The sequence below is a fragment of the Pseudomonas sp. GW460-LB5 genome, from assembly GCF_059423245.1.
In genome coordinates this window covers 71,513-96,863 of sequence record NZ_JBWKXT010000018.1, presented here as the reverse complement: position 1 = coordinate 96,863, position 25,351 = coordinate 71,513, and the positions used below count along the sequence as shown (strand labels likewise).

Annotated in this window: 22 protein-coding genes and 2 tRNA genes; 19 read left to right on the top strand and 5 right to left on the bottom strand. The window is 61.5% G+C overall.

Annotated elements, in window-relative coordinates; genetic code table 11:
• Window positions 1-77 precede the first annotated feature (77 nt).
• The 4 genes from AC07XM_RS13570 to phhA all read right to left on the bottom strand — a co-directional run bounded on the left by AC07XM_RS13570 (window position 78) and on the right by phhA (window position 2,973).
• Window positions 78-1,277, bottom strand: coding sequence for an MFS transporter (locus tag AC07XM_RS13570; RefSeq protein WP_102689258.1), 1,200 nt, complete (start codon window positions 1,275-1,277; stop codon window positions 78-80).
• A gap of 90 nt (window positions 1,278-1,367) precedes the next feature.
• Window positions 1,368-1,496 (bottom strand): hypothetical protein, encoded by a 129-nt coding sequence (locus AC07XM_RS13565; RefSeq protein WP_256596933.1) that lies wholly within the window; start codon window positions 1,494-1,496, stop codon window positions 1,368-1,370.
• A 292-nt stretch (window positions 1,497-1,788) separates the two neighbouring features.
• The gene (locus AC07XM_RS13560; protein WP_016488502.1) at window positions 1,789-2,145 is read right to left on the bottom strand and encodes a 4a-hydroxytetrahydrobiopterin dehydratase; all 357 of its coding nucleotides are present in this window, start codon (window positions 2,143-2,145) and stop codon (window positions 1,789-1,791) included.
• A 39-nt stretch (window positions 2,146-2,184) separates the two neighbouring features.
• Window positions 2,185-2,973: a phenylalanine 4-monooxygenase gene (phhA, locus tag AC07XM_RS13555; protein WP_016488501.1), complete on the bottom strand. Its 789-nt coding sequence runs from the start codon at window positions 2,971-2,973 to the stop codon at window positions 2,185-2,187.
• Window positions 2,974-3,230: 257 nt separating this feature from the next.
• Between phhA and AC07XM_RS13550 the strand changes: the two genes are divergently transcribed.
• A complete protein-coding gene (locus tag AC07XM_RS13550; protein WP_070086776.1) occupies window positions 3,231-4,790 on the top strand; it encodes a sigma-54-dependent transcriptional regulator in 1,560 nt (519 codons plus the stop codon).
• 151 nt (window positions 4,791-4,941) lie between these two features.
• Here AC07XM_RS13550 and AC07XM_RS13545 read toward each other — a convergent pair whose 3' ends face one another.
• Window positions 4,942-5,196, bottom strand: coding sequence for a DUF2790 domain-containing protein (locus AC07XM_RS13545; protein ID WP_003254526.1), 255 nt, complete (start codon window positions 5,194-5,196; stop codon window positions 4,942-4,944).
• 398 nt (window positions 5,197-5,594) lie between these two features.
• On the opposite strand from AC07XM_RS13545, the gene acs reads away from it, so the two are divergent.
• The 18 genes from acs to AC07XM_RS13455 all read left to right on the top strand — a co-directional run bounded on the left by acs (window position 5,595) and on the right by AC07XM_RS13455 (window position 25,279).
• Window positions 5,595-7,556: an acetate--CoA ligase gene (acs, locus tag AC07XM_RS13540; RefSeq protein ID WP_016488499.1), complete on the top strand. Its 1,962-nt coding sequence runs from the start codon at window positions 5,595-5,597 to the stop codon at window positions 7,554-7,556.
• Window positions 7,557-8,061: 505 nt separating this feature from the next.
• A complete protein-coding gene (locus AC07XM_RS13535) occupies window positions 8,062-8,847 on the top strand; it encodes an ABC transporter substrate-binding protein (RefSeq protein ID WP_016488498.1) in 786 nt (261 codons plus the stop codon).
• Window positions 8,848-8,935: 88 nt separating this feature from the next.
• Window positions 8,936-9,625, top strand: a complete 690-nt coding sequence (locus AC07XM_RS13530) for an ABC transporter permease (RefSeq protein ID WP_016488497.1) — start codon at window positions 8,936-8,938, stop codon at window positions 9,623-9,625.
• On the top strand, window positions 9,622-10,320 hold the full coding sequence (locus tag AC07XM_RS13525) for an ABC transporter permease (RefSeq protein WP_016488496.1): 699 nt from the start codon (window positions 9,622-9,624) through the stop codon (window positions 10,318-10,320). Before AC07XM_RS13530 ends, AC07XM_RS13525 begins: the two co-directional genes overlap by 4 nt.
• A 22-nt stretch (window positions 10,321-10,342) precedes the next feature.
• Window positions 10,343-11,107 carry an ABC transporter ATP-binding protein gene (locus AC07XM_RS13520; RefSeq protein WP_016488495.1) on the top strand — a complete coding sequence of 255 codons (765 nt, stop codon included), beginning with the start codon at window positions 10,343-10,345 and terminating at the stop codon, window positions 11,105-11,107.
• Window positions 11,108-11,205: 98 nt separating this feature from the next.
• Window positions 11,206-12,186 (top strand): transcriptional regulator ArgR, encoded by a 981-nt coding sequence (gene argR, locus AC07XM_RS13515; protein WP_016488494.1) that lies wholly within the window; start codon window positions 11,206-11,208, stop codon window positions 12,184-12,186.
• A gap of 343 nt (window positions 12,187-12,529) precedes the next feature.
• Entirely contained in the window at window positions 12,530-13,750 is a 1,221-nt protein-coding gene (locus tag AC07XM_RS13510) for an aspartate aminotransferase family protein (RefSeq protein WP_016488493.1), read from the top strand.
• Between the two features lie 135 nt (window positions 13,751-13,885).
• Window positions 13,886-14,905, top strand: a complete 1,020-nt coding sequence (aruF, locus tag AC07XM_RS13505; RefSeq protein ID WP_016488492.1) for an arginine/ornithine succinyltransferase subunit alpha — start codon at window positions 13,886-13,888, stop codon at window positions 14,903-14,905.
• A gap of 78 nt (window positions 14,906-14,983) precedes the next feature.
• The gene (gene astA / locus AC07XM_RS13500) at window positions 14,984-16,012 is read left to right on the top strand and encodes an arginine N-succinyltransferase (protein WP_016488491.1); all 1,029 of its coding nucleotides are present in this window, start codon (window positions 14,984-14,986) and stop codon (window positions 16,010-16,012) included.
• The gene (gene astD, locus AC07XM_RS13495) at window positions 16,013-17,476 is read left to right on the top strand and encodes a succinylglutamate-semialdehyde dehydrogenase (protein ID WP_016488490.1); all 1,464 of its coding nucleotides are present in this window, start codon (window positions 16,013-16,015) and stop codon (window positions 17,474-17,476) included.
• Window positions 17,477-17,499: 23 nt separating this feature from the next.
• A complete protein-coding gene (gene astB, locus AC07XM_RS13490) occupies window positions 17,500-18,849 on the top strand; it encodes an N-succinylarginine dihydrolase (protein WP_016488489.1) in 1,350 nt (449 codons plus the stop codon).
• Between the two features lie 14 nt (window positions 18,850-18,863).
• Window positions 18,864-19,154 carry a hypothetical protein gene (locus AC07XM_RS13485; protein ID WP_016488488.1) on the top strand — a complete coding sequence of 97 codons (291 nt, stop codon included), beginning with the start codon at window positions 18,864-18,866 and terminating at the stop codon, window positions 19,152-19,154.
• A gap of 10 nt (window positions 19,155-19,164) precedes the next feature.
• On the top strand, window positions 19,165-20,172 hold the full coding sequence (gene astE / locus AC07XM_RS13480) for a succinylglutamate desuccinylase (RefSeq protein WP_016488487.1): 1,008 nt from the start codon (window positions 19,165-19,167) through the stop codon (window positions 20,170-20,172).
• A 398-nt stretch (window positions 20,173-20,570) separates the two neighbouring features.
• Window positions 20,571-23,195, top strand: a complete 2,625-nt coding sequence (gene alaS / locus AC07XM_RS13475; RefSeq protein WP_024717733.1) for an alanine--tRNA ligase — start codon at window positions 20,571-20,573, stop codon at window positions 23,193-23,195.
• A 147-nt stretch (window positions 23,196-23,342) separates the two neighbouring features.
• Window positions 23,343-24,578 (top strand): aspartate kinase, encoded by a 1,236-nt coding sequence (locus tag AC07XM_RS13470; RefSeq protein ID WP_016488485.1) that lies wholly within the window; start codon window positions 23,343-23,345, stop codon window positions 24,576-24,578.
• Between the two features lie 166 nt (window positions 24,579-24,744).
• The gene (gene csrA / locus AC07XM_RS13465; protein WP_003254503.1) at window positions 24,745-24,933 is read left to right on the top strand and encodes a carbon storage regulator CsrA; all 189 of its coding nucleotides are present in this window, start codon (window positions 24,745-24,747) and stop codon (window positions 24,931-24,933) included.
• A gap of 72 nt (window positions 24,934-25,005) precedes the next feature.
• A tRNA-Ser gene (locus tag AC07XM_RS13460) sits at window positions 25,006-25,096 on the top strand.
• Between the two features lie 106 nt (window positions 25,097-25,202).
• Window positions 25,203-25,279, top strand: a tRNA-Arg gene (locus AC07XM_RS13455).
• Window positions 25,280-25,351 lie beyond the last annotated feature (72 nt).

Genomic DNA, 25,351 nt, shown 5'->3' with positions numbered 1-25,351 from the left:
ACCGCAGGCCTGAACTTTGTGGTGATCCTGTGGGGGCTGGCTTGCCGGCGATAGGGCCAGTGCAGGCAATGCAAGGGTCAGGCTTCTTGCCCCCGATCTCTAGGCCGCCGCGCCTGCCTGTACAAATACAGGCTCAACACCAGCCCGCAAGCCGCGGCAGCCGCCGCAAACAGAAACATCGAAGCAAACCCGAACCCCGCCGCCACCGCGCCCACCAGTGGCCCGGTCACCCCCAGCGACAAATCGATGAACAGCGAATACGCCCCCACCGCCGCGCCGCGGTTGGCCGCCGACACCTGGTTCACCGCCTCCACGCCCAATGCCGGGAACACCAGCGAGAAACCAAACCCGCTCAGTGCTGCACCCGCCAATGCCAGTTCGGCACTGGGGGCCAGCCACAGCATCAGCAGCCCGAGTGTTTCCACCGACAGGCAGGCAATCGCCACCCGGAACCCGCCAATCCGGTTGATCAGGTTGCCGAACAGCAATCGCGCGCTGATGAAGCTGGCGCCGAACAGGCTCAGGGTCAACGCCGCATCGGCCCAGCCACGGCTGGCGTAGTACAGGGTGATGAAGGTGGCGATGGTGCCAAAGCCGATTGAGCCCAGGGCCAGTCCCGAGCCATGCGGGAACACCTTGCCCAGCACCCGCAGGAACGGCAGGCGTACACCGCTGACAATAGGCGCGGCCCGCTTGGGCCAGGCCAGCAGCAGGCCGAGGGCGCACAGCAGGATGATGCTGACGCCCATGCTCCACAGCCCCAGGCTCTTGACCATCAGTACGCCCAGCGGAGCGCCGATGGCCAGGGCGCCATAGCTGGCGATGCCGTTCCAGGAGATGACCTTGGCGGTGTTTTCGGCGCCTACCCGGCCGATGCCCCAGCCAATAGCGCCCGAGCCCACCAGGCTTTCGGCGCTGCCCAGCACCAGGCGGCCAACCAGCAGGCAGGTCAGGCTCAGCCAAGGCAGGTGGGTAAGGAAGGCGCACGCCAGCATGAACACCCCGCTAAGCCCGCAGCCGACCAAGCCATAAATGACTGCTTTCTTGCTGCCATGGTTGTCGATGATGCGGCTGGCGGTAGGGCGGCTGAGCAGGGTGGCGAGGTACTGCACGCTGATCACCAGGCCGGCGACTACGGCGCTGAAACCCAGGTCGTTATGCACATAGCCGGGCAACACGGCCAGTGGAATGCCGATGTTCAGGTAGCCGATGAAGGTGAAGAGGACGATGGAGACGACTTGCAGGGTGACCGCAAGGGGGCGCGGTGAGTCGGGCATGGGGACCTACGTGTGTTCAGGACGGTGTGAAAACGTGATGACGGGGGTAGCCCGCAGGTCAGCCGTTTTCACACAGTCGGGGATGCGCAGTTATTCCTGGTCAGCGCTGGATTGATCGTCACCATCCTGCTCGACGGCAGCTGCCGGTTCGGCGTGAACGGTCACGGATGGCTCTTCTGGGTTCAGGCTTGGGAAGGGAAGATTCGGGACTTCGTGCATCTCGTCGTTCCTCGCAAGTGTGAGTGAAAAGTCTGCGCCAGGCGCGGTTGAAGCTTCGCAAAGCTGGGGCAGGATACACAAGTCTGGATGACAGTTTGGATTTTTTACCGGTCGCTTGTCGGTTTTGCGGGCGAACAGCGCACATTTTTCCTGCAAATAATTGGGGCCGCTTCGCGCCCCTTCGCGGGCTTGCCCGCTCCCACAGGGACCGCGAAAACCAGGGGCGCGCGCCGTCTTTGTGGGGGCGGGCAAGCCCGCGAAGGGGCGCGCAGCGGCCCCACTTCCTAAGCGATTACTTACGGCCTTCAGCCGTTTCAGCCACTTTGTCAGTGCGTGCGCACATGATGAAGTCGTTGCGGTGCAGGCCTTTGATCGAGTGGCTCCACCAGGTCACGGTAACTTTGCCCCACTCGGTCAGCAGCCCCGGGTGGTGGCCTTCGGCTTCGGCGATTTCGCCCACGGCGTTGGTGAACGCCAGGGCGTGCTTGAAGTTCTTGAACAGGAACACGCGCTCAAGCTCCATGTGGCCGTCACGCACTTCGATGTTCCAGTCCGGGATTTCGCGAATCAGTTCGGCCAGCTCGTCGTCGGAGACTTTCGGTGCGTCGGCGCGGCAGGCTTCGCAATGGGCTTGATTCAAGGCATTCATGAGATGTTTTCCGGTTCGAGTTGTTATCGGCAAGGTTGATCAGGCAGCGACCTTGGGTGGAAACTTCGGCGCGTGCAGGCCCAGCTGCATGGCTTTGTGGACCATGCCCATGATGTCTTCGTGGGCCAGGTCGAACAGGCGCTTCATGTTCGGCAGCACGAAATACACCGGCTGCAGGATGTCGATGCGGTATGGCGTACGCATGGCTTCGATCGGGTCGAAGGCCTGGTGCTCAGGCGCGTCAGACAGACTGTAGACGGTCTCTTTCGGCGACGAGAGAATGCCGCCGCCATAGATCTTGCGGCCTTGCGGGGTTTCCATCAGGCCAAACTCGATAGTCATCCAGTACAGGCGCGCAAGGTAGACGCGTTGTTCCTTGGTCGCGGCCAGGCCGAGCTTGCCGTAGGTATGGGTGAATTCGGCGAACCATGGGTTGGTCAGCAGCGGGCAGTGGCCGAAGATCTCGTGGAAGATATCGGGCTCTTGCAGGTAGTCCAGCTCCTCCGGGGTACGAATGAAGGTGGCAACCGGGAAGCGCTTGCTGGCCAGCAGTTCGAAGAAGGTCTGGAAGGGGATCAGTGCCGGTACCCGGGCAACTTGCCAGCCGGTGGTGGCGCCCAGCACCTTGTTGACCTCGCCCAGTTGCGGGATACGGTCATGGGGCAGCTTGAGCTGGTCGATGCCGTCCAGGTATTCCTGGCACGCGCGGCCCTCGATCACTTTCAGCTGGCGGGTGATCAGGGTGTTCCATACCGCGTGCTCTTGCTGCGGGTAATCGATAAAACCATGCGCATCGGGCTCGCGTGCCACGTATTGCGTCTGTTTCATGAGGCTCTCCTGGTGAGGGCTTTTCTTGTTATGTGCAGGACATGACTCAGTAATATCCCCGCCCGGATCGGTTTGCACGATGGATCGCACGCCCTGTCGCGCGTTATCGCCCTCATTTTCGTAACGATAATTTTACAAAATGCGGCAGGTGTCGGAAAATCCGAGGCATCTGGCTGATGGTTACACTGTTTTTGTCAGCTTCTCTTTACAACTTTTCTGCGCGGTGTTGAAAAACATTGGCGCTTCGCGGGCCCCACATGCGTATCAAAGTCCATTGCCAGAACCGGATTGGCATTCTGCGCGACATCCTCAACCTGCTGGTGGAGTACGGCATCAACGTGCTGCGTGGCGAGGTGGGCGGTGACCATGGCAACGCCATCTACCTGCATTGCCCGAACCTGATCAATCTGCAGTTCCAGGCATTGCGGCCCAAGTTCGAGGCGATTGCCGGCGTGTTCGGCGTCAAGCGCGTAGGGCTGATGCCCAGCGAGCGCCGCCACATGGAGCTGAATGCGCTGCTGGGGGCGCTGGATTTCCCGGTGCTGTCGATCGACATGGGCGGCAGTATCGTCGCCGCCAACCGCACGGCGGCGCAGCTGCTGGGGGTGCGGGTAGATGAGGTGCCGGGCATGCCGCTGGCACGCTATGTGGAAGACTTTGACCTGCCGGAGTTGGTGCGGGCCAACAAGTCGCGCATCAATGGCATGCGTATCAAGGTCAAAGGTGATGTGTTTCTGGCCGATATCGCGCCGCTGCAGTCCGAGCACGATGACAGTGAGGCGTTGGCGGGTGCGGTACTCACCCTGCACCGTGCAGACCGCATCGGCGAGCGTATCTACAACGTGCGCAAGCAAGAGCTGCGCGGCTTCGACAGCATCTTCCAGAGCTCGCGGGTGATGGCCGCCGTGGTACGTGAGGCGCGGCGCATGGCACCGCTGGATGCACCCTTGCTGATTGAAGGCGAGACCGGCACTGGCAAGGAGCTGCTGGCGCGCGCCTGCCATTTGGCCAGCCCGCGCGGGCAGTCGCCGCTGATGGCGCTCAATTGCGCCGGGTTGCCCGAGTCGATGGCCGAGACTGAACTGTTCGGTTACGGTCCCGGCGCGTTCGAAGGGGCGCGGGCCGAGGGCAAGCTGGGGCTGCTGGAGCTGACCGCCGGCGGCACGCTGTTTCTTGACGGAGTAGGGGAGATGAGCCCGCGCCTGCAAGTGAAGCTGCTGCGCTTTCTGCAAGACGGCTGCTTCCGCCGGGTAGGCAGCGATGAAGAGGTGTACCTGGATGTGCGGGTGATTTGCGCGACCCAGGTGGATTTGTCGGAACTGTGTGCCCGTGGCGAGTTTCGCCAGGACCTGTATCACCGCCTGAACGTATTGTCGCTGCACATTCCGCCTTTGCGTGAATGCATGGATGGGTTGGAAGGGCTGGTACAGCACTTTCTCGATCAGGCCAGCCGGCAGATCGGCTGCGCCATGCCCCGCCTGGCGCCAGCAGCAATGGAAAAACTTGGGCAATACCATTGGCCGGGTAATGTAAGGCAGTTGGAAAACGTATTGTTTCAGGCGGTTTCTTTATGTGACGGCGGCGTGGTCAAAAGCGAGCATATTCGCTTGCCGGATTATGGCGTGCGGCAACCGTTGGGTGAGTTTTCGCTGGAAGGGGATCTTTCGCAGATTGTCGGGCGCTTTGAAAAGGCGGTACTGGAAAGTTTGATGGGGGAGTTTTCGAGTAGTCGGGCTTTGGGGAAAAGATTGGGTGTTTCGCACACGACAATTGCCAACAAGTTGAGGGATTACTCGCTTAACAAGTCTGCGGATTAGTTGTCAGGCAAAGAACTTGGGACTGCTTCGCAGTCCTTTCGCGGCGCAAGGCCGCTCCTACAGGTACGGCGCGGGTTTGAGGATTGCGCCATACCTGCAGGAGCGGCCTTGTGTCGCGATAGGGGCCCGCAGGGCCCCGATTCACAAGGTATCAGCCGTTGGAGCAGCCGTTCCCCATCACGCGGTATTCGAGAATGTGCTTCTGGCCCTGGGAGTCCTCGTAGGTCATGCGGGCTGGCACGACTTCGCACACATTGGGCACTTCGCTCATGGAGATGACGCGGGCAATGTCCAGGTGTTGCGAGTAACTGTATTGTTCAACCGGAATCTGCTCGGCATCTTTGGCTTCGCCGGCCATCGCCGCGCCGCAAAGACTGCCAAGTACCAATACCAGTAAAGCTTTCATTTTCTATTTACCTGTCTAAGGTCGTGAGGGGGCACGCGGCGCTTATGGCGCCGCGAGTACAGCGAGTTTTAACTATCGGGATGAAATGGAGATTAACGCTTGCCTTCGTGGGGGCTGTTACCAGTTGTTAATCGCCTTGCCGTTGCTGGCGAGGTGAATTTTATGGCGGTGGCCAAGGCTGAAACAGTGGGTCTTTTGATAAAGTGTTTTGACAGAATCTGTAACAATCCCCTGTTAACCGCCTCTTTTTTTTCGACGCAGGGTCTGTAATGCCCGGGCCAGAGCGCTTGGGCGGAACGGGCGTACCAAATTACTACCAACGTCGAATGGCTTTTGTCGCTCTGGTACAGTTACAAACGGTTCCATACAAAAACAACTATTACACCGAGGTAACACAGATGAGTGCGGCTCCACTGTATCCCGTTCGTCCCGAGGTTGCGGCCACTACCCTGACCGACGAGGCCACCTACAAGGCCATGTACCAGAAATCGGTGATCAACCCGGACGGCTTCTGGCGCGAGCAGGCCCAGCGTATCGACTGGATCAAACCGTTCACCAAGGTCAAGCAAACCTCCTTTGATGACCATCACGTCGATATCAAATGGTTCGCCGACGGCACTCTGAACGTTTCCTCCAACTGCCTGGACCGCCACCTTGAAGAGCGTGGCGACCAGCTGGCAATCATCTGGGAGGGCGACGACCCTTCCGAGCACCGCAACATCACTTACCGTGAGCTGCACGAGCAGGTCTGCAAGTTCGCCAACGCCCTGCGTGGCCAGGACGTGCACCGTGGTGATGTGGTCACCATCTATATGCCGATGATCCCCGAGGCCGTGGTCGCCATGCTGGCCTGTGCCCGTATCGGTGCGATCCACTCGGTGGTCTTCGGTGGCTTCTCCCCTGAGGCCTTGGCTGGCCGCATCATCGATTGCGAGTCCAAAGTGGTGATCACCGCCGACGAAGGCGTACGTGGCGGCCGTCGTACCCCGCTCAAGGCCAACGTCGACCTGGCGCTGACCAACCCTGAAACCAAAAGCGTACAGAAGATCATCGTGTGCAAGCGCACCGGTGGTGAGATTGCCTGGCACCAGCACCGCGACATCTGGTACGAAGACCTGATGAAAGTGGCCTCCAGCCACTGCGCGCCAAAAGAAATGGGTGCTGAAGAAGCGCTGTTCATCCTTTATACCTCCGGCTCTACGGGCAAGCCCAAGGGTGTGCTGCACACCACCGGTGGTTACCTGGTGTATGCCGCGCTGACCCACGAGCGCGTGTTCGACTACCGCCCGGGCGAGGTCTACTGGTGCACCGCCGACGTCGGCTGGGTCACTGGCCACAGCTATATCGTCTACGGCCCGCTGGCCAATGGCGCCACCACCTTGCTGTTCGAGGGCGTGCCAAACTATCCGGACATTACCCGCGTGTCGAAGATCGTCGACAAGCACAAGGTCAACATCCTCTACACCGCCCCAACTGCCATTCGCGCGATGATGGCCGAAGGGCAGGCCGCTGTTGAGGGGGCCGATGGTTCCAGCCTGCGCCTGCTTGGCTCGGTGGGCGAGCCGATCAACCCTGAGGCCTGGAACTGGTACTACAAGACCGTTGGCAAGGAGCGTTGCCCGATCGTCGACACCTGGTGGCAGACCGAGACCGGCGGCATCCTGATCAGCCCGCTGCCGGGCGCTACCGGCCTCAAGCCGGGCTCGGCAACCCGTCCGTTCTTTGGCGTGGTGCCTGCGCTGGTGGACAACCTGGGTAACCTGATCGAGGGCGCGGCCGAAGGCAACCTGGTGATCCTCGACTCCTGGCCGGGCCAGTCGCGTTCGCTGTACGGCGACCACGACCGCTTCGTCGACACCTACTTCAAGACGTTCCGTGGCATGTACTTCACCGGTGACGGTGCGCGCCGCGACGAAGATGGCTACTACTGGATCACTGGCCGTGTGGATGACGTGCTCAATGTGTCTGGCCACCGTATGGGTACTGCCGAAATCGAAAGCGCCATGGTGGCGCACTCGAAAGTTGCCGAGGCGGCAGTGGTTGGCGTGCCGCACGACATCAAGGGCCAGGGCATCTATGTGTATGTCACCCTGAATGCCGGTGTCGAGGCCAGCGAGCAACTGCGCCTGGAGCTGAAGAACTGGGTGCGCAAGGAAATCGGTCCGATTGCCTCGCCGGACGTGATCCAGTGGGCGCCGGGGTTGCCGAAGACGCGTTCGGGCAAGATCATGCGCCGTATCCTGCGCAAGATTGCCACCAGTGAGTATGATGCTTTGGGCGATATCTCCACCTTGGCCGACCCGGGTGTGGTGCAGCACCTGATCGATACCCACAAGGCCATGAGCCTGGCTTCGGCCTGATAGCCTCGCCGCTTACGCGGTGGGAGCGCCACGACCAGACTAAACCCCGCTCGGGCAACCGGCGGGGTTTTTGCTTTACTGTTACCCGACATTCATCGGTAACTGTTCTGTCACCGGTCCCGCACAGGTTCGGGGCGCGAAGAAACACATCTGGCCCGTTTTGGTGCATTTGCGTAGCCAATTTGTGCAACACAGCACGCTCCACTTGCCGTAGTACAAGGCTTTGCCAATAATAGGCCCAGGAATTGCTAGGTCTATAGGTTCTATTTCTTGCGCTTCTGCATATTTTGCATTGGCTGTCAACATCGCCCGCAGCGGTTTCAGGCGCTTCTGTAAGTAGTTGTCGCTTTGAAGAAATATCGACTACCGGGCTGTCGCTAAAATGCCACTCACTCGCTCGTGGTCTGCGACCTTGGTCGAACCCTGCGCGGCTCGCGTTGTACCCATTCGCATATCGGGCAGTTGTTACCTGCCTTGTATTGCCCCGTACCGATGGAGTTACCTGATGAAGAAGCTCGCACTGCTTGGCGCCCTGGCGCTGTCTGTGTTTTCCCTGGTGTCGCAGGCCGATGAAAAACCACTGAAAATCGGCATTGAAGCCGCCTACCCACCCTTCGCCTTCAAGCAGCCTGACGGCAGCATCGCCGGCTTCGACTACGACATCGGCAACGCCCTGTGCGAAGAGATGAAGGCCAAGTGCACCTGGGTCGAGCAGGAGTTCGACGGCCTGATCCCTGCGCTTAAGGTGCGTAAGATCGACGCCATTCTGTCCTCCATGTCGATCACTGAAGACCGTAAGAAGTCGGTCGACTTCACCAAGCGCTACTACCTCACCCCGGCGCGCCTGGTCATGAAGGACGGCACCGCTGTCAGCGACAGCCTGGATGAGCTCAAAGGCAAGAAGATCGGTGTGCAGCGTGGCTCGATCCATGACCGCTTCGCCAAGGAAGTGCTGGGCGCCAAAGGGGCCACCGTGGTGCCTTACGGCACCCAGAACGAAATCTATCTGGACGTGGCGGCCGGTCGCCTCGACGGCACCGTGGCTGACGCCACCCTGCTGGAAGACGGGTTCCTCAAGACCGACGCCGGCAAGGGCTTCGCCTTCGTAGGCCCGGCTTTCACCGACGCCAAGTACTTCGGTGACGGCATCGGCATTGCCGTACGCAAGGGCGACAAGGCCAACGTCGACCGCATCAACGCGGCTATCGACGCCATCCGTGCCAACGGCAAGTACAAAGAAATCGAGAAGAAGTACTTCAACTTCGATATCTACGGTCCAGACTCGAACTAAGACGTCGGGTTTCACCTGTGCAATGGTGCAAACAGCAGAAGCTCTGAGGTTTGCACCATTTTTCATTCTCTAGGTCGAGGACCTCATCATGTTGAAAGGCTACGGGGCAGTCATCCTCGACGGGGCGTGGCTGACGCTGCAGCTCGCCCTGTCGTCGATGGCCCTGGCCATCGTGCTCGGCCTGATCGGTGTGGCGCTGCGCTTGTCGCCGGTGCGCTGGCTGGCCTGGCTGGGCGATCTGTATTCCACGGTGATCCGTGGTATTCCGGACTTGGTCCTGATCCTGCTGATCTTCTACGGCGGGCAAGACATCATCAACCGGGTGGCGCCGCTGCTCGGCTACGAAGACTACATCGACCTCAACCCGCTGGTTGCGGGTATTGGCACGTTGGGCTTCATCTTTGGCGCGTACCTGTCGGAAACCTTCCGCGGTGCCTTCCTCGGCATTCCCAAAGGCCAGGCCGAAGCGGGCGTGGCGTATGGCATGAGCAACCGCCAGGTGTTCTTCCGCATCCAGGTGCCGCAAATGATTCGCCTGGCGATCCCGGGCTTCACCAACAACTGGCTGGTGCTGACCAAGGCCACCGCGCTGATCTCGGTAGTCGGCCTCCAGGACATGATGTTCAAGGCCAAGCAGGCGGCCGATGCCACCCGCGAGCCTTTCACCTTCTTCCTGGCGGTGGCGGCCCTGTACCTGGTGCTGACCAGTGTCTCGCTGCTGGCCCTGAAGTATCTCGAGCGCCGCTACTCGGTGGGCGTCAAGGTGGCTGAACTATGATCTTCGACTACAACGTCGTCTGGGAGGCATTGCCGATGTACTTCGGCGGCCTGCTGACCACCCTCAAGCTGCTGGCGATTTCGCTGTTCTTCGGCCTGCTGGCGGCCATTCCGCTGGGCCTGATGCGCGTGTCCAAACAGCCTGCGATCAACCTCGTGGCATGGCTCTACACCTACGTGATTCGCGGCACGCCAATGCTGGTGCAGCTGTTTCTGATCTACTACGGCCTGGCGCAGTTCGAGGCGGTACGCGAAAGCTTCCTGTGGCCGCTGTTGTCCAGCGCCACGTTCTGCGCCTGCCTGGCGTTCGGTATCAATACCAGTGCCTATACCGCCGAAATCATCGCCGGCAGCCTCAAGGCCACGCCGCACGGCGAGATCGAGGCGGCCAAGGCCATGGGCATGTCACGCATGAAGATGTACCGGCGCATCCTGCTGCCGTCGGCCCTGCGCCGCGCGCTGCCGCAGTACAGCAACGAAGTGATCATGATGCTGCAGACCACCAGCCTGGCGTCGATCGTCACCCTGATCGACATCACCGGTGCCGCACGCACGGTCAATGCCCAGTACTACCTGCCTTTCGAGGCCTATATCACGGCGGGCGTGTTCTACCTGTGCCTGACCTTCATCCTGGTGCGCCTGTTCAAGATGGCCGAACGCCGCTGGCTCGGCTACCTGGCGCCGCGCAAGCACTGACCGCTTTGTGAGAATCGACAGCATGTACAAACTCGAAGTCCAAGACCTGCACAAGCGCTACGGCAGCCATGAAGTGCTAAAGGGCGTGTCCCTGGCGGCCAAGGCCGGCGACGTCATCAGCATTATCGGCTCCAGCGGTTCGGGCAAGTCGACCTTCCTGCGCTGCATCAACCTGCTGGAGCAGCCGCACGCAGGCAAGATCCTGCTCAACAACGAAGAACTCAAGCTGGTCGCCGCCAAGGACGGTGCGCTGAAGGCCGCCGACCCTCGCCAGCTGCAGCGCATGCGCTCGCGCCTGTCGATGGTGTTCCAGCACTTCAACCTGTGGTCGCACATGACGGCGCTGGAGAACGTGATCGAAGCGCCGGTCCATGTACTGGGTGTGAACAAGAAAGAAGCCCTTGAAAAGGCCGAGCACTACCTGGCCAAGGTGGGGGTGGCCCACCGCAAGGACGCTTTCCCCGGGCATATGTCGGGCGGTGAGCAACAACGTGTGGCAATTGCCCGGGCCTTGGCCATGGAGCCGGAGGTCATGCTGTTCGATGAGCCGACTTCGGCGCTCGACCCGGAGCTGGTGGGGGATGTGCTCAAGGTCATGCAGGCGCTGGCTCAGGAGGGCCGGACCATGGTGGTGGTGACTCACGAAATGGGCTTTGCTCGTGAGGTGTCCAACCAGCTGGTGTTCTTGCACAAAGGCCTGGTGGAAGAGACCGGCTGCCCTCGCGAAGTACTGGCCAACCCGCGGTCGGAGCGCCTGAAGCAGTTCCTCTCGGGCAGCCTGAAGTAAAAGCTGCATTTTTGCACCAGAATAGGGCATGCTGCGCTGCGAGCGCAGCATGACCCGGCGCACAGACTCGAACGACCTCAGGTTTCGGACCGCACCCTATGACCACCCAGCGAATCGGTTTTCTCATCTGGCCCAGCACCAAGCCCTTGACCCTGGCGCTGGCCGAGGAAGTGTTGCAGGTGGCGCAGCGGGTGCATCCGGATGTGGTTTACGAACTGGCCTTTCTACAGGCGGAGCCAGCGCAAGAAGGCGGTTGGCGCCTGCCCGGCGAGCCGTGGGCCGGCCGCCTGGAGGGGTGCCACAAACTGTTCCTGGTTGCTGATGAGCCGCCTGCGGCGGTAGGGGCGTCCCTGTCGACTGCGCTCAAGCAGCTGGCGCGCAGTGGCTGCATGATCGCCGGCTTGTCTGCAGGGGTTTATCCGCTGGCGATGCTGGGCCTGCTCGACGGTTACCGGGCTGCGGTGCACTGGCGCTGGCAGGACGATTTTGCCGAACGCTTCCCCAAGGTCATCGCCACCAGCCACCTGTTCGACTGGGACCGTGATCGCCTGACGGCCTGTGGCGGCATCGCCGTGGCCGACCTGCTGCTGGCAGTGCTGGCCCGTGACCACGGGGCGGAACTGGCGGGTGCGGTGTCGGAAGAACTGGTGGTGGAGCGCATCCGTGAGGGTGGCGAGCGTCAGCGCATTCCGCTGCAAAACCGCCTGGGTTCGAGTCATCCCAAACTGACCCAGGCGGTGCTGTTGATGGAAGCCAACATCGAAGAACCGCTGACCACCGACGAGATTGCTCAGCATGTGTGCGTGTCGCGTCGCCAGCTGGAGCGTATCTTCAAACAGTACCTGAACCGCGTGCCTAGCCAGTACTACCTGGAGCTGCGGCTCAACAAGGCGCGGCAGATGCTGATGCAGACCAGTAAGTCGATCATCCAGATCGGCTTGTCCTGTGGCTTCTCCTCGGGGCCGCATTTTTCCAGTGCCTATCGCAACTTCTTTGGCGCCACGCCACGGGAAGACCGCAACCAGCGACGCAGCAGCAGCCCGTTCGAACTGAGCTCGGCGCCTGCCGAAAAGGGCTGAAACGTTGCTGTCAGTGCTGGCCCTTTCGCGGGGCAAGCCCGCTCCCACAGATGCTCGTTGCCATCTGATTCAGTAGTGAATCTGTGGGAGCGGGCTTGTCCCGCGAAAGGGCCGGTGCAGGCAGCGTTCAATCCCAATGTGAACACCCGTTCACCCAGCATCCTCTCTCCCGTACACTGCGCGATTGCGACAGTGTTTGTCGCATTGCCGAAAGCCTTGTCAAAACTGGGTTTTGCGCTGTAACAAGTTGTCGCTTGGCCGCAAGGACAGGCGCGGATCAGTCCTTACAATCCCCCCATCGCTCGCCCACTTCCAGGCCAGCGTTCCTCTTCAGGAGACTCAGATGTCCGTTGAGCAAGCCCCGGTGCAACGTGCCGATTTCGACCAGGTCATGGTCCCCAACTATTCTCCGGCGGCCTTCATTCCTGTGCGAGGCGAGGGTTCCCGTGTGTGGGACCAGTCGGGTCGCGAGCTGATCGATTTTGCCGGTGGCATCGCGGTAAACGCCCTGGGCCACTGCCACCCGGCACTGGTCAAGGCCCTGACCGACCAGGCCAACACGCTCTGGCACGTATCCAACGTGTTCACCAACGAGCCGGCCCTGCGCCTGGCTCACAAGCTGGTGGACGCTACCTTTGCCGACCGGGCGTTCTTCTGCAACTCCGGCGCCGAGGCCAACGAGGCCGCTTTCAAGCTGGCCCGTCGCGTCGCCCATGACCGCTTCGGCCCGGAAAAGCACGAAATCATCGCCACGGTGAACAGCTTCCACGGCCGCACCTTGTTCACCGTCAGCGTTGGTGGGCAGCCGAAGTACTCCGACGGTTTCGGTCCGAAGATCACTGGCATCAGCCACGTGCCGTACAACGACCTGGAAGCGTTGAAGGCAAAGATTTCCGACAAGACCTGCGCCGTGGTGATCGAGCCGATCCAGGGCGAGAGCGGCGTGGTGCCGGCCGACAAGGCCTACCTGGAAGGCGCGCGCAAGCTGTGCGACGAGCACAACGCCCTGCTGATCTTCGACGAAGTGCAGACTGGCGTGGGCCGCACCGGTTCGCTGTATGCCTACCAGCACTACGGCGTGACGCCCGACATCCTGACCAGCGCCAAGAGCCTGGGCGGGGGCTTCCCGATCGGCGCCATGCTGACCACCACCGAACTGGCCAAGCACCTGGCGGTCGGTACACACGGCACCACCTACGGCGGTAACCCGCTGGGCTGCGCCGTCGCCTGCGCGGTGTTGGATGTGGTCAATACCCCTGAAACCCTGGCCGGCATCAAGGCCAAGCACGCACGCTTCAAAACCCGCCTGGAACAGATCGGCCAGAAGTACAACCTGTTTACCCAGGTACGTGGTGTTGGTCTGCTGATCGGCTGCGTACTTGCCGAGGCTTGGCAGGGCAAGGCCAAGGACGTGCTCAACGCTGCCGAGAAAGAAGGCGTAATGGTGCTGCAGGCCGGCCCGGACGTGGTCCGTTTTGCGCCAAGCCTGGTGGTTGAAGACGCCGACATCGATGAAGGCCTGGACCGCTTCGAGCGCGCTGTGGCTGCCTTGACCAAAGGCTGATCCGCCTGCGGTCCCGTCGCCGGCCCAGGCCACTAGCGGGCCTGGCCGGCGATAACCGATTCCACTGCAGGTGCCTGTGTACCTGCCGTTTTTCCGTGCCGCGGTGAGCGGCCCGTATTCCAAAGGAGTGACACCATGCTGGTGATGCGCCCCGCGCAAATGGCTGATCTGAACGAAGTGCAGCGCATGGCTGCAGACAGCCCCATTGGTGTCACCTCGCTGCCGGACGACGCTGCTCGCCTGGGCGACAAGATCGCCGCTTCCGAGACTTCCTTCGCCGCCGAGGTCAGCTTCAACGGCGAGGAAAGCTACTTTTTTGTGCTTGAAGACAGCGAGACCGGCAAGCTGGCCGGCTGCTCGGCCATTGTCGCTTCGGCTGGCTACTCCGAGCCGTTCTACAGTTTTCGTAACGAAACCTTCGTGCATGCCTCGCGCGAACTGAAGATCCACAACAAGATCCACGTGCTGTCGCTGTGTCATGACCTGACCGGCAACAGCCTGCTGACCAGCTTCTATGTATTGCCGGAGCTGGTGAACAGCGGCTGGGCCGAGCTCAATTCGCGCGGTCGCCTGCTGTTCATGGCCGCGCACCCGGAGCGTTTCGCCGACTCGGTAGTGACCGAAATCGTCGGTTACAGCGACGAGAATGGCGAATCGCCGTTCTGGGATGCCATCGGCCGCAATTTCTTCGACCTTAACTACTCCGACGCCGAGCGCCTGTGTGGCCTGAAGAGCCGCACTTTCCTCGCCGAACTGATGCCGCATTACCCTATCTACGTGCCGCTGCTGCCCGATGAGGCGCAGGAAGCCATGGGGCAGGTGCACCCGCGCGCGCAGATCACCTTCGACATCCTCATGCGCGAAGGCTTCGAGACCGAGCATTACATCGACATTTTCGACGGCGGCCCGACTCTGCATGCGCGCACTTCGGGCATTCGCTCGATTGCCCAGAGCCGCTCGGCGCCGGTGAAAATCGAGGACGCGCCGGGCAAGGGGGGGCGCCCGTACCTGGTGTGCAACGGCCAGTTGCAGGACTACCGCGCAGTGCTGCTGGACCTGGACTGGGTGCCCGGCAAGCCGGTGTGCCTGAGCTTGGCTGCGGCCGATGCGCTGGGTGTGGGTGAGGGTGGCAGCGTGCGCCTGGTCGCAGTCTGAGGTCTGGTAACAGACGTTTCGGGATTGATGCGTTAGAAGAGTTTTGCGCCGGCCGCCGCCGCCGCACAAGGAGATAGCATGATCGTTCGTCCTGTACGCAGCAGCGATTTGCCTGCGTTGATCGAATTGGCACGCAGCACCGGCACCACCGGGCTGACCACGCTGCCGGCCAACGAGGAACGCCTGGGGCATCGCGTTGGCTGGGCGGAAAAGAGCTTCCGTGGCGAAGCCGAGCGTGGCGACACCGACTACCTGTTCGTGCTGGAAAACGACGAAGGCCTGGTGGTGGGCATCAGTGCCATCGCGGGTGCCGTCGGCCTGCGCGAGCCGTGGTACAACTATCGGGTCGGCCTGACCGTCAGCGCCTCGCAGGAGCTGAAGATCTATCGCGAAATCCCCACCCTGTTCCTCGCCAACGACCTGACCGGCAACTCTGAACTGTGCTCGCTGTTCCTGCGCAGCGACTACCGCTCCGGGCTCAATGGCCGCCTGCTGTCGCGCGCGCGCATGCTGTTCATTGCCGAGTTCCCGGAGCTGTTCGGCAAAAAGATCATCGCCGAAATGCGTGGCATGTCCGACGAGCATGGCCGTTCGCCTTTCTGGGAAAGCCTTGGCCGGCATTTCTTCAAGATGGAGTTCAGCCAGGCGGACTACCTGACCGGCGTAGGCAACAAGTCGTTCATCGCCGAGCTGATGCCCAAGTTCCCGCTGTACACCTGCTTCCTGTCCGAGGCGGCGCGCGAGGTGATCGGCCGCGTGCACGTCGACACCGAGCCGGCGCTGGCCATGCTCAAGCAGGAAGGTTTCAACTATCAGGGCTATGTCGACATCTTCGACGCAGGCCCCGCCATCGAGTGTGATACCGCCAAGATCCGCGCCGTGCGCGAGAGCCAGACCTTGGTGCTGGCAGTCGGCACGCCGGGCGATGACGCCACCCCTTACATCATCCACAACCGCAAACGCGACGATTGCCGCATCACTGCCGCTCCGGCGCGGCTGGCTGCCGGTACCCTGGTGGTCGACCCGTTGACCGCCAAGCGTCTGCGCATGGGGGCTGGCGACAACGTGCGTGCCGTGCCGCTGTCGGCCAGCCGGGAGGCCCAATAAATGACCACGCATTACATCGCAGGCAATTGGCTGGCGGGGCAGGGCGAAGCCCTGCAGTCGCTGAACCCGGTAACCCAGGCTGTCATCTGGCAAGGGCAGGGCGCTGACGCCAGCCAAGTGGACGCCGCTGTGCAGGCAGCGCGCCGGACCTTCCCGGCGTGGGCACAACTGAGCCTGGAAGCGCGCATCGATGTGCTGGAGAAGTTCGCCGAACAGCTGAAAAAGCATGCCGAAGCGTTGGCACAGTGCATCGGTGAGGAAACCGGAAAGCCCCTGTGGGAGTCGGCGACCGAAGTCACCAGCATGATCAACAAGGTGGCGATCTCGGTACAAAGCTACCGCGAGCGCACCGGGGAAAAGAGCGGCCCGCTGGCCGACGCCACGGCCGTGCTGCGGCACAAGCCCCATGGCGTGGTGGCGGTGTTCGGCCCCTACAACTTCCCCGGTCACTTGCCCAATGGCCATATTGTGCCGGCGCTGCTGGCGGGTAACTGCGTGGTGTTCAAGCCCAGCGAGCTGACGCCCAAGGTCGCCGAGCTGACCGTCAACTGCTGGATCGCCGCCGGCCTGCCGGCGGGCGTGCTGAACCTGGTGCAAGGCGCGCGTGAAACCGGTGTGGCACTGGCCGCCAACCCGGGGATCGATGGCCTGTTCTTCACAGGTTCCAGCCGCACCGGCAACTTGCTGCACCAGCAGTTCGCCGGTCGCCCGGACAAGATTCTGGCCCTGGAAATGGGGGGCAACAACCCGCTGGTGGTAGACGAGGTCAAGGACCTCGACGCTGCGGTGTACACCATTATCCAGTCGGCGTTCATTTCTGCCGGGCAGCGTTGCACCTGCGCGCGGCGCCTGCTGGTGCCGCAAGGCGCCTGGGGTGATGCGCTGATCGCACGCCTGGTCGAGGTGTGCAAAACCATCACGGTGGGTGCATTTGACGATCAGCCAGCGCCGTTCATGGGCTCGGTCATTTCGCTGCAGGCGGCGCGGGCGCTGATTGCGGCCCAGGCCGAACTGGCCGCCAAGGGTGGCGTGAAGCTGCTGGAAATGACCCAGCCGCAGGCCGATGCCGCGCTGCTGACCCCGGGCATTGTCGATGTCACAGGCGTGGCCGAGCGCCCGGACGAGGAGTTCTTTGGCCCGCTGTTGCAGGTGATCCGTTACGCCGACTTCGATGCCGCCATCGATGAAGCCAACAACACCCAGTTCGGTCTGGCCGCCGGCTTGCTGTCCGACTCGCGTGCCCGCTACCAGTACTTCTGGCTGCGAAGCCGCGCCGGCATCGTCAACTGGAACAAGCAACTGACCGGCGCCGCCAGCAGCGCGCCGTTCGGTGGCGTGGGTGCCAGTGGCAACCACCGCGCCAGTGCCTACTACGCGGCTGACTACTGTGCTTACCCCGTGGCTTCGCTGGAGACCGCCAGCCTTGCCTTGCCGGCGACACTCACGCCGGGCATCACCCTATAACAACAGGTCACGGAGCCTAGCCGATGAAATCCTATGAAGTGAATTTTGATGGCCTGGTGGGGCCTACCCACAACTATGGCGGCCTGTCTTACGGCAACGTGGCTTCACAGAGCAACAGCCAGCAGGGTTCCAGCCCGCGCGAAGCCGCGCGTCAAGGTCTGGCAAAAATGAAAGCGCTGGCCGACATGGGCTTCAAGCAGGGCGTGCTGGCGCCGCAAGAGCGCCCGGATGTGGCCGCGCTGCGCCGCCTGGGGTTTAGCGGCAGCGATGCCGAGGTCATCCAGCGTGCTGCGAAAGACGCCATGCCGTTGCTGGTGGCCAGCTGCTCGGCCTCGAGCATGTGGGTGGCCAATGCGGCCACGGTCAGCCCCAGTGCCGACACGGCGGATGGCCGCGTGCACTTCACCGCCGCCAACCTGAACTGCAAGTACCACCGCAGCATCGAGCACCCGACCACCAGCCGTGTGCTGGGCGCCATGTTCAACAACGAGAAACACTTTGCCCACCACGCAGCATTGCCGGCCGTGGCACAGTTCGGTGACGAGGGCGCGGCCAACCACACGCGCTTCTGCCGTGCTTATGGTGACCCCGGCGTGGAGTTTTTCGTTTATGGCCGCAGTGCCTTCGACAGCCGTTACCCGGCGCCGCAGAAGTACCCGGCCCGGCAAACCCTGGAGGCTTCGCAGGCCGTGGCCCGGTTGCATGGGTTGAGCGATGGCGGTGTGGTCTACGCTCAACAGAACCCCGCCGTGATCGATCAGGGCGTGTTCCATAACGACGTGATTTCGGTGGGCAACGGCGAAGTGCTGTTCTATCACGAGGACGCGTTCCTCGAGACCGACGCGGTGCTTGGTCAGCTGCGCGCTAAACTGGCCAACAAGGGCGGCCACTTCCAGGCCATCTGCGTGCCACGTGCGGCGGTGGCGGTAGAGGATGCCGTGCGCTCTTACCTGTTCAACAGCCAGTTGCTCAGCCGCGATGACGGCTCCATGCTGCTGGTGGTGCCGGAGGAGTGCCGCAACAACGAGCGGGTCTGGGCCTACCTGGGCCAGCTGACCAGCCAAGGTGGCCCGGTCAGGGAGGTCAAGGTATTCGACCTCAAGCAAAGCATGCAGAACGGCGGTGGCCCGGCTTGCCTGCGTCTGCGCGTGGCGTTGAAGGAATCGGAACTGGCGGCGGTGAACCAAGGCGTTATCATGACCGCCCCGCTGTACGACACCCTGGTGCAGTGGGTCGGCAAGCATTACCGCGATCGCCTGGGCGAAGCGGACCTGGCCGACCCGCAGTTGCTGGTGGAATGCCGTACGGCACTGGACGAATTGACCCAGATCCTGAAGTTGGGCTCGGTATACCCGTTCCAACGCCAACCTTGAAGAGAGACTTTGCAATGACCGATGCCCTGCGCCTGATCCTTGAAGATGAAGACGGCACCCAGCTGGAAACCTCCTGCACCCGTTTTGCCGTGGTCTGGCAAGGCAAGGAAGTGTGGATTCAGCAGGACGGCCGTGGCCAGCTGCTGATCGGTGTAGATGTCGATGAAGATGACACCGAGTACGCCAACCTGCTGCTGCGCCCGATGGCCACCAACCTGGTCAGCCTGCAGCTGGAAATGGAGCCGGCCGAGGTTGGCGAAGACGACGATCACGTCCATGGCCCTGACTGCGGCCACCACCACTAAGGAAGCCCCTATGCTCGCCCTTGGCAAATTGCTTGAGCTGACACTCACCGATCACGAACCGGCCGAGAAGACCCAAGTGACACCCAAGGGCGCGCGTTTGCGCTGGCTGGGGGAGGGCGCGCTCGAAGTGCGCCCCGCCGAAAGCGATGATTGCGGGCTGGACTTGTTATTGTCTGCGGGCATTCATGGCAACGAAACGGCGCCGATCGAATTGCTCGAACGGCTGTTGCACGGTGTGGCCAACGGCAAGATCAAACCCAAGGCACGGCTGCTGTTCCTGTTTGGCAACCCGGCGGCGATCCGCAAGGGCGAACGGTTCATCGAGCAGGACATCAATCGGCTGTTCAACGGCCGCCATGAGCTTTCCAGTGGCTTCGAGGCATTACGTGCCGCCGAGCTGGAACAGTTCGCCCGGGTGTTCTTCAGCAAGCCGGAGCGCAGCCGCCTGCACTACGACCTGCATACCGCCATCCGCGGTTCGAAGATCGAGCAATTTGCCTTGTACCCCTATAAAGAAGGGCGCAAGCACTCCCGTCGTGAACTGGCGCGCCTGGCAGCGGCAGGCATGGAAGCGGTGCTGCTGCAGAGCAAATCCTCCATCACCTTCAGTGCCTTTACCTACGAACAGCTGGATGCCGAAGCTTTCACTCTGGAACTGGGCAAGGCCCGCCCGTTTGGCCAGAACGAGCAGGTCAACCTCGACCGGCTCGAAGAGCGCCTGATCCAGATCATCGAAGGCACCGAGCCAGAGGGTGAAGGCTCGCTGGATGGCCTGCAACTGTTCAGCGTTTCGCGTGAGATCATCAAGCACAGCGACAGCTTCCACCTGCACCTGCCGGCGGACATTGAAAACTTCTCAGAGCTGAGCAAGGGTTACCTGCTGGCTGAAGACCTGGCCGAAATGCGCTGGGTGGTCGAGGAGGAGGGGGCGCGCATCATTTTTCCCAATCCCAAGGTCAGGAACGGCTTGCGGGCCGGCATCCTGATCGTGCCGGATTCGGGGCAGCGGCTGGGCTGATTGCCTGTCTTCCTGCCCCGGCCCTATCGCCGGCAAGCCAGCTCCCACAGGGACTGCATGACAGCCAGGCCTGGGGTTATCCTGTGGGAACTGGCTGGCCGGCGATAGGGCCCTGACAGGATGAATTGGATCCTTCATTCCCCGTGAAACTCTTTTAATTCACCGCCTGTTCCATTTTCCCTTCCCATCGGCGGTAATTGGCTTGCCAGTGGCGAAAGACAGGATTTAGCATCCGGTCATGTCATTTTCGTTTGCATAGCCCGAAAAACCGTCCAAACGATGGTTTCTATCGTATAAACACACTGCATCGAGATTGCAGGACCGATATAATGCGGCCCTTTGCCGTCGTTTCGTCGACGCGTTTGCCCGACAGGGCCGCCGTTTCCGTGGAAGAACCTATGAAAAGCGCAGAAATCCGTGAAGCCTTCCTTCGCTTCTTCGAAGAGCAGGGACACACCCGAGTCGCCTCCAGTTCGCTGATCCCGAACAACGACCCAACCCTGCTGTTCACCAATGCCGGCATGAACCAGTTCAAAGACTGTTTCCTCGGCGCGGAGAAGCGTGCCTACACCCGGGCTGTCAGCAGCCAGAAGTGCGTGCGCGCCGGTGGTAAGCACAACGACCTGGAAAACGTCGGTTACACCGCGCGTCACCATACGTTCTTCGAAATGCTGGGCAACTTCAGCTTCGGCGACTATTTCAAGCGTGATGCCATCACCTACGCCTGGAACTTCCTGACCTCGGACAAGTGGCTTAACCTGCCCAAGGAAAAGCTCTGGGTCACCGTCTACGCCACTGACGACGAAGCCTACGACATCTGGACCAAGGAAATCGGCGTGCCGGCCGAGCGCATGGTGCGCATCGGCGACAACAAGGGCGCCCCTTACGCCTCCGACAACTTCTGGACCATGGGTGACACTGGCCCGTGCGGCCCGTGCACCGAAATCTTCTACGACCACGGCGCTGACATCTGGGGCGGCCCGCCCGGCTCGCCAGAAGAAGACGGCGACCGCTACATCGAGATCTGGAACAACGTCTTCATGCAGTTCAACCGCACCGCCGACGGCGTGCTGCACCCGCTGCCAGCGCCGTCGGTGGACACCGGCATGGGCCTGGAGCGCGTCAGCGCCGTGCTGCAGCACGTGCACTCGAACTACGAGATCGACCTGTTCCAGAACCTGCTGGCGGCTGCGGCCAAGGCTATCGGTTGCAGCAATGACGGCCAGGCGTCGCTGAAGGTGGTCGCCGACCATATTCGCTCGTGCGGCTTCCTGATCGCCGACGGTGTGCTGCCGTCCAACGAAGGCCGTGGTTATGTGCTGCGGCGCATCATTCGTCGCGCCTGCCGCCACGGCAACAAGCTGGGCGCCAAAGGCAGCTTCTTCTACCAGATCGTTGCCGCACTGGCCGCCGAAATGGGCGAGGCCTTCCCTGAGCTGAAGAGCCAGCAAGCGCACATCGAGCGTGTGCTGAAGGCTGAAGAAGAGCAGTTCGCCAAGACCCTGGAGCAAGGCCTGCGCATCCTCGAGCAGGACCTGGCCCAGCTGAAAGGCGACGTGGTACCGGGCGATGTGGTGTTCAAGCTGTATGACACCTACGGGTTCCCGATGGACCTGACGGCCGACATTGCCCGTGAGCGCGAGCTGACCATCGACGAAGCCGGCTTCGAGCGCGAGATGGACGCCCAGCGTGAGCGTGCGCGTTCCGCCAGCGCCTTCGGTATGGACTACAACAGCGTGGTCAAGGTCGACAGCGCCACCGAGTTCCTCGGTTACGACGCCACCGAAGGCCAAGGCAAGATCATCGCCCTGTACAAAGACGGCCAGGCCGTCGACCAATTAGGTGAAGGCGAGCAGGGCGTGGTCGTGCTCGACCGCACGCCGTTCTATGCCGAATCCGGTGGTCAGGTGGGTGACACCGGCTTCCTGCAGGCCGGCGCTGCGCGCTTCGATGTGCGCGACACCACCAAAACCGGCGGTGCCTTCCTGCACCACGGCGTGGTCGCCAGCGGTGCGTTGGTGATCGGTTCGCCGGTCGTGGCCAAGGTCGATGCCGAGGTGCAGCACGCCACTTCGCTCAACCACTCTGCTACCCACCTGCTGCACGAAGCGCTGCGCCAGGTGCTGGGCGAACATGTACAGCAGAAGGGCTCTCTGGTGGATAGCCAGCGCCTGCGTTTCGACTTCAGCCACTTCGAGGCGTTGAAGCCAGAGCAGATCAAGGCCCTGGAAGACATCGTCAACCGCGAAGTGCGCAAGAACACTCCGGTGCAAACCGAACTGACCGACATCGAAACCGCCAAGGCCAAAGGTGCCATGGCGCTGTTCGGCGAGAAGTACGGCGACACCGTGCGTGTGCTGAGCATGGGCGGTGATTTCTCGGTAGAGCTGTGCGGCGGTATCCACGCCAAGCGCACCGGTGACATCAGCCTGTTCAAGATCATCAGCGAAGGCGGCGTAGCCTCTGGTGTGCGCCGTATCGAAGCCGTGACCGGCGCTGCTGCGCTGGCCTACCTGAATGCTGCCGAAGAGCAGGTCAAGGAAGCCGCGCAACTGGTCAAGGGCAACCGCGACAACCTGATCGACAAGCTGTCGGCTGTGCTCGAGCGCAACCGTCAGCTGGAGAAGCAGCTGGAACAGTTGCAGGCCAAGGCTGCCAGCGCCGCCGGGGACGATCTCTCCAACGCGGCTGTTGAGGTCAAGGGTGCCAAGGTTCTCGCCGCCCGCCTGGATGGGCAGGACGGCAAGGCCTTGCTGGCCCTGGTCGATCAGTTGAAAAACAAGCTCGGCCACGCAGTGATCCTGCTGGGCAGCGAGCATGAGGGCAAGGTTGTGCTGGTGGCCGGCGTGACCAAGGACCTCTCCAGCCAACTCAAGGCTGGCGATCTGATGAAACAAGCCGCTGCGGCGGTGGGTGGCAAGGGCGGTGGTCGTCCGGACATGGCCCAGGGTGGTGGCGTCGACGTCGCTGCACTGGACCAGGCCCTGGCGCTGGCCGTGCCATTCGCAGAGCAGGGACTTTGAGATGAAGGGGTGGGTGGTCTGGTGGCCTGTACGGCTAATTCGTGCGCTCAGTCTCGGGTGCAAGGCTTAGCCACACAGGCCACTCCCGTCCACTCCTTCATGTTGGATTGTTTTTTGAGGCCCTGTATGGGCTGAGGCACCATTGAAATGGCGTTGATCGTACAGAAATTTGGCGGCACCTCTGTCGGTTCCATCGAGCGGATCGAGCAGGTTGCCGAAAAGGTCAAGAAACACCGTGAGGCAGGCGACGACCTGGTGGTTGTGCTGTCGGCCATGAGCGGTGAAACCAATCGCCTGATCGACCTGGCCAAGCAGATCACCGATCATCCGGTTCCGCGTGAACTGGACGTGATCGTGTCGACCGGTGAGCAGGTCACCATTGCCCTGCTGACCATGGCCTTGATCAAGCGTGGTGTGCCAGCCGTGTCCTACACCGGCAACCAGGTGCGCATCCTCACCGACAGCTCGCATAACAAGGCGCGCATCCTGCAGATCGACGACCAGAAGATTCGTGCCGACCTCAAGGAAGGCCGCGTGGTCGTGGTAGCAGGCTTCCAGGGCGTCGACGAGCACGGCAGCATCACCACCCTGGGCCGTGGCGGCTCCGACACCACGGGTGTGGCCCTGGCGGCAGCGCTGAAAGCTGACGAGTGCCAGATCTACACCGACGTCGATGGCGTCTACACCACTGACCCGCGCGTCGTGCCACAGGCCCGACGCCTGGAGAAGATCACCTTCGAAGAGATGCTGGAAATGGCCAGCCTCGGTTCCAAGGTGCTGCAGATCCGTTCGGTGGAGTTCGCCGGCAAGTACAACGTTCCGCTGCGCGTGCTGCACAGCTTCAAGGAGGGTCCGGGTACCCTCATTACCATTGATGAAGAGGAATCCATGGAACAGCCGATCATTTCCGGTATCGCCTTCAACCGTGATGAAGCCAAGCTGACCATTCGCGGCGTGCCGGACACCCCGGGCGTGGCCTTCAAGATCCTCGGCCCGATCAGCGCTTCGAACATCGAAGTCGACATGATCGTGCAAAACGTTGCCCACGATAACACCACCGACTTCACCTTCACCGTACACCGCAACGAGTACGAGAAGGCGCAAAGCGTGCTGGAAAACACTGCCCGCGAAATCGGTGCCCGTGAAGTGATCGGCGATACCAAGATCGCCAAGGTCTCGATCGTTGGCGTCGGCATGCGTTCGCACGCCGGTGTTGCCAGCCGCATGTTCGAAGCCCTGGCCAAGGAGAGCATCAACATCCAGATGATCTCCACCTCCGAGATCAAGGTTTCGGTCGTGATCGAAGAGAAGTACCTGGAGCTGGCCGTGCGTGCGCTGCACACCGCGTTCGAGCTCGACGCACCTGTCCGACAGGGCGAGTAAGGCGCTGCCAGGAAGGGCGCGGCTTGCCGCGCCCTTCGCGTTTCTGCTCGCCACGCATGGCCTGTCCTGCCCTGTGTGGCGAGTAACCGGGGCCTGGTCGTCGTCCACGACCAGGCCCCGATACCAAAGACTGTTACCCCTGAATGTTTTGCGTAAGGAGAAAGCTATGTTGATTCTGACTCGTCGGTGCGCCGAGAGCCTGATCATTGGAGACGGCGAGATCACCGTGACGGTGCTTGGCGTCAAAGGCAACCAGGTGCGTATTGGCGTCAGCGCCCCTAAAGAAGTGGCCGTTCACCGCGAGGAAATCTACCTGCGGATCAAGAAAGAGAAGGATGAAGAGCCAAGCCTTTAATTTTTTTGAAGTTTTTTTCAAAAAAAGGGTTGCAAAGGTGAAAGAGGTTCTTTAATATTCGCCTCGTGTTGCGGTGAGGTGGCCGAGTGGCCGAAGGCGCTCCCCTGCTAAGGGAGTATACCTCATAAGGGTATCGGGGGTTCGAATCCCCCCTTCACCGCCATTATTCGCTTAGGGCGCTGTAAACGGTAAGAACGCTAAGTAGTTGATTTTAAACGAAAAAGTTCTTGCAAAAATGTTTCAGCGACCTATAATGCGCGGCAAGACACGGACTCATAGCTCAGCTGGATAGAGTACTCGGCTACGAACCGAGCGGTCACAGGTTCGAATCCTGTTGAGTCCGCCACTTTTTGAAGTGGCTTTGTTTGCAAGGCTGCTTCAAGAAACCAGTGGTAATCTGGTCTAAAACTACCAATGC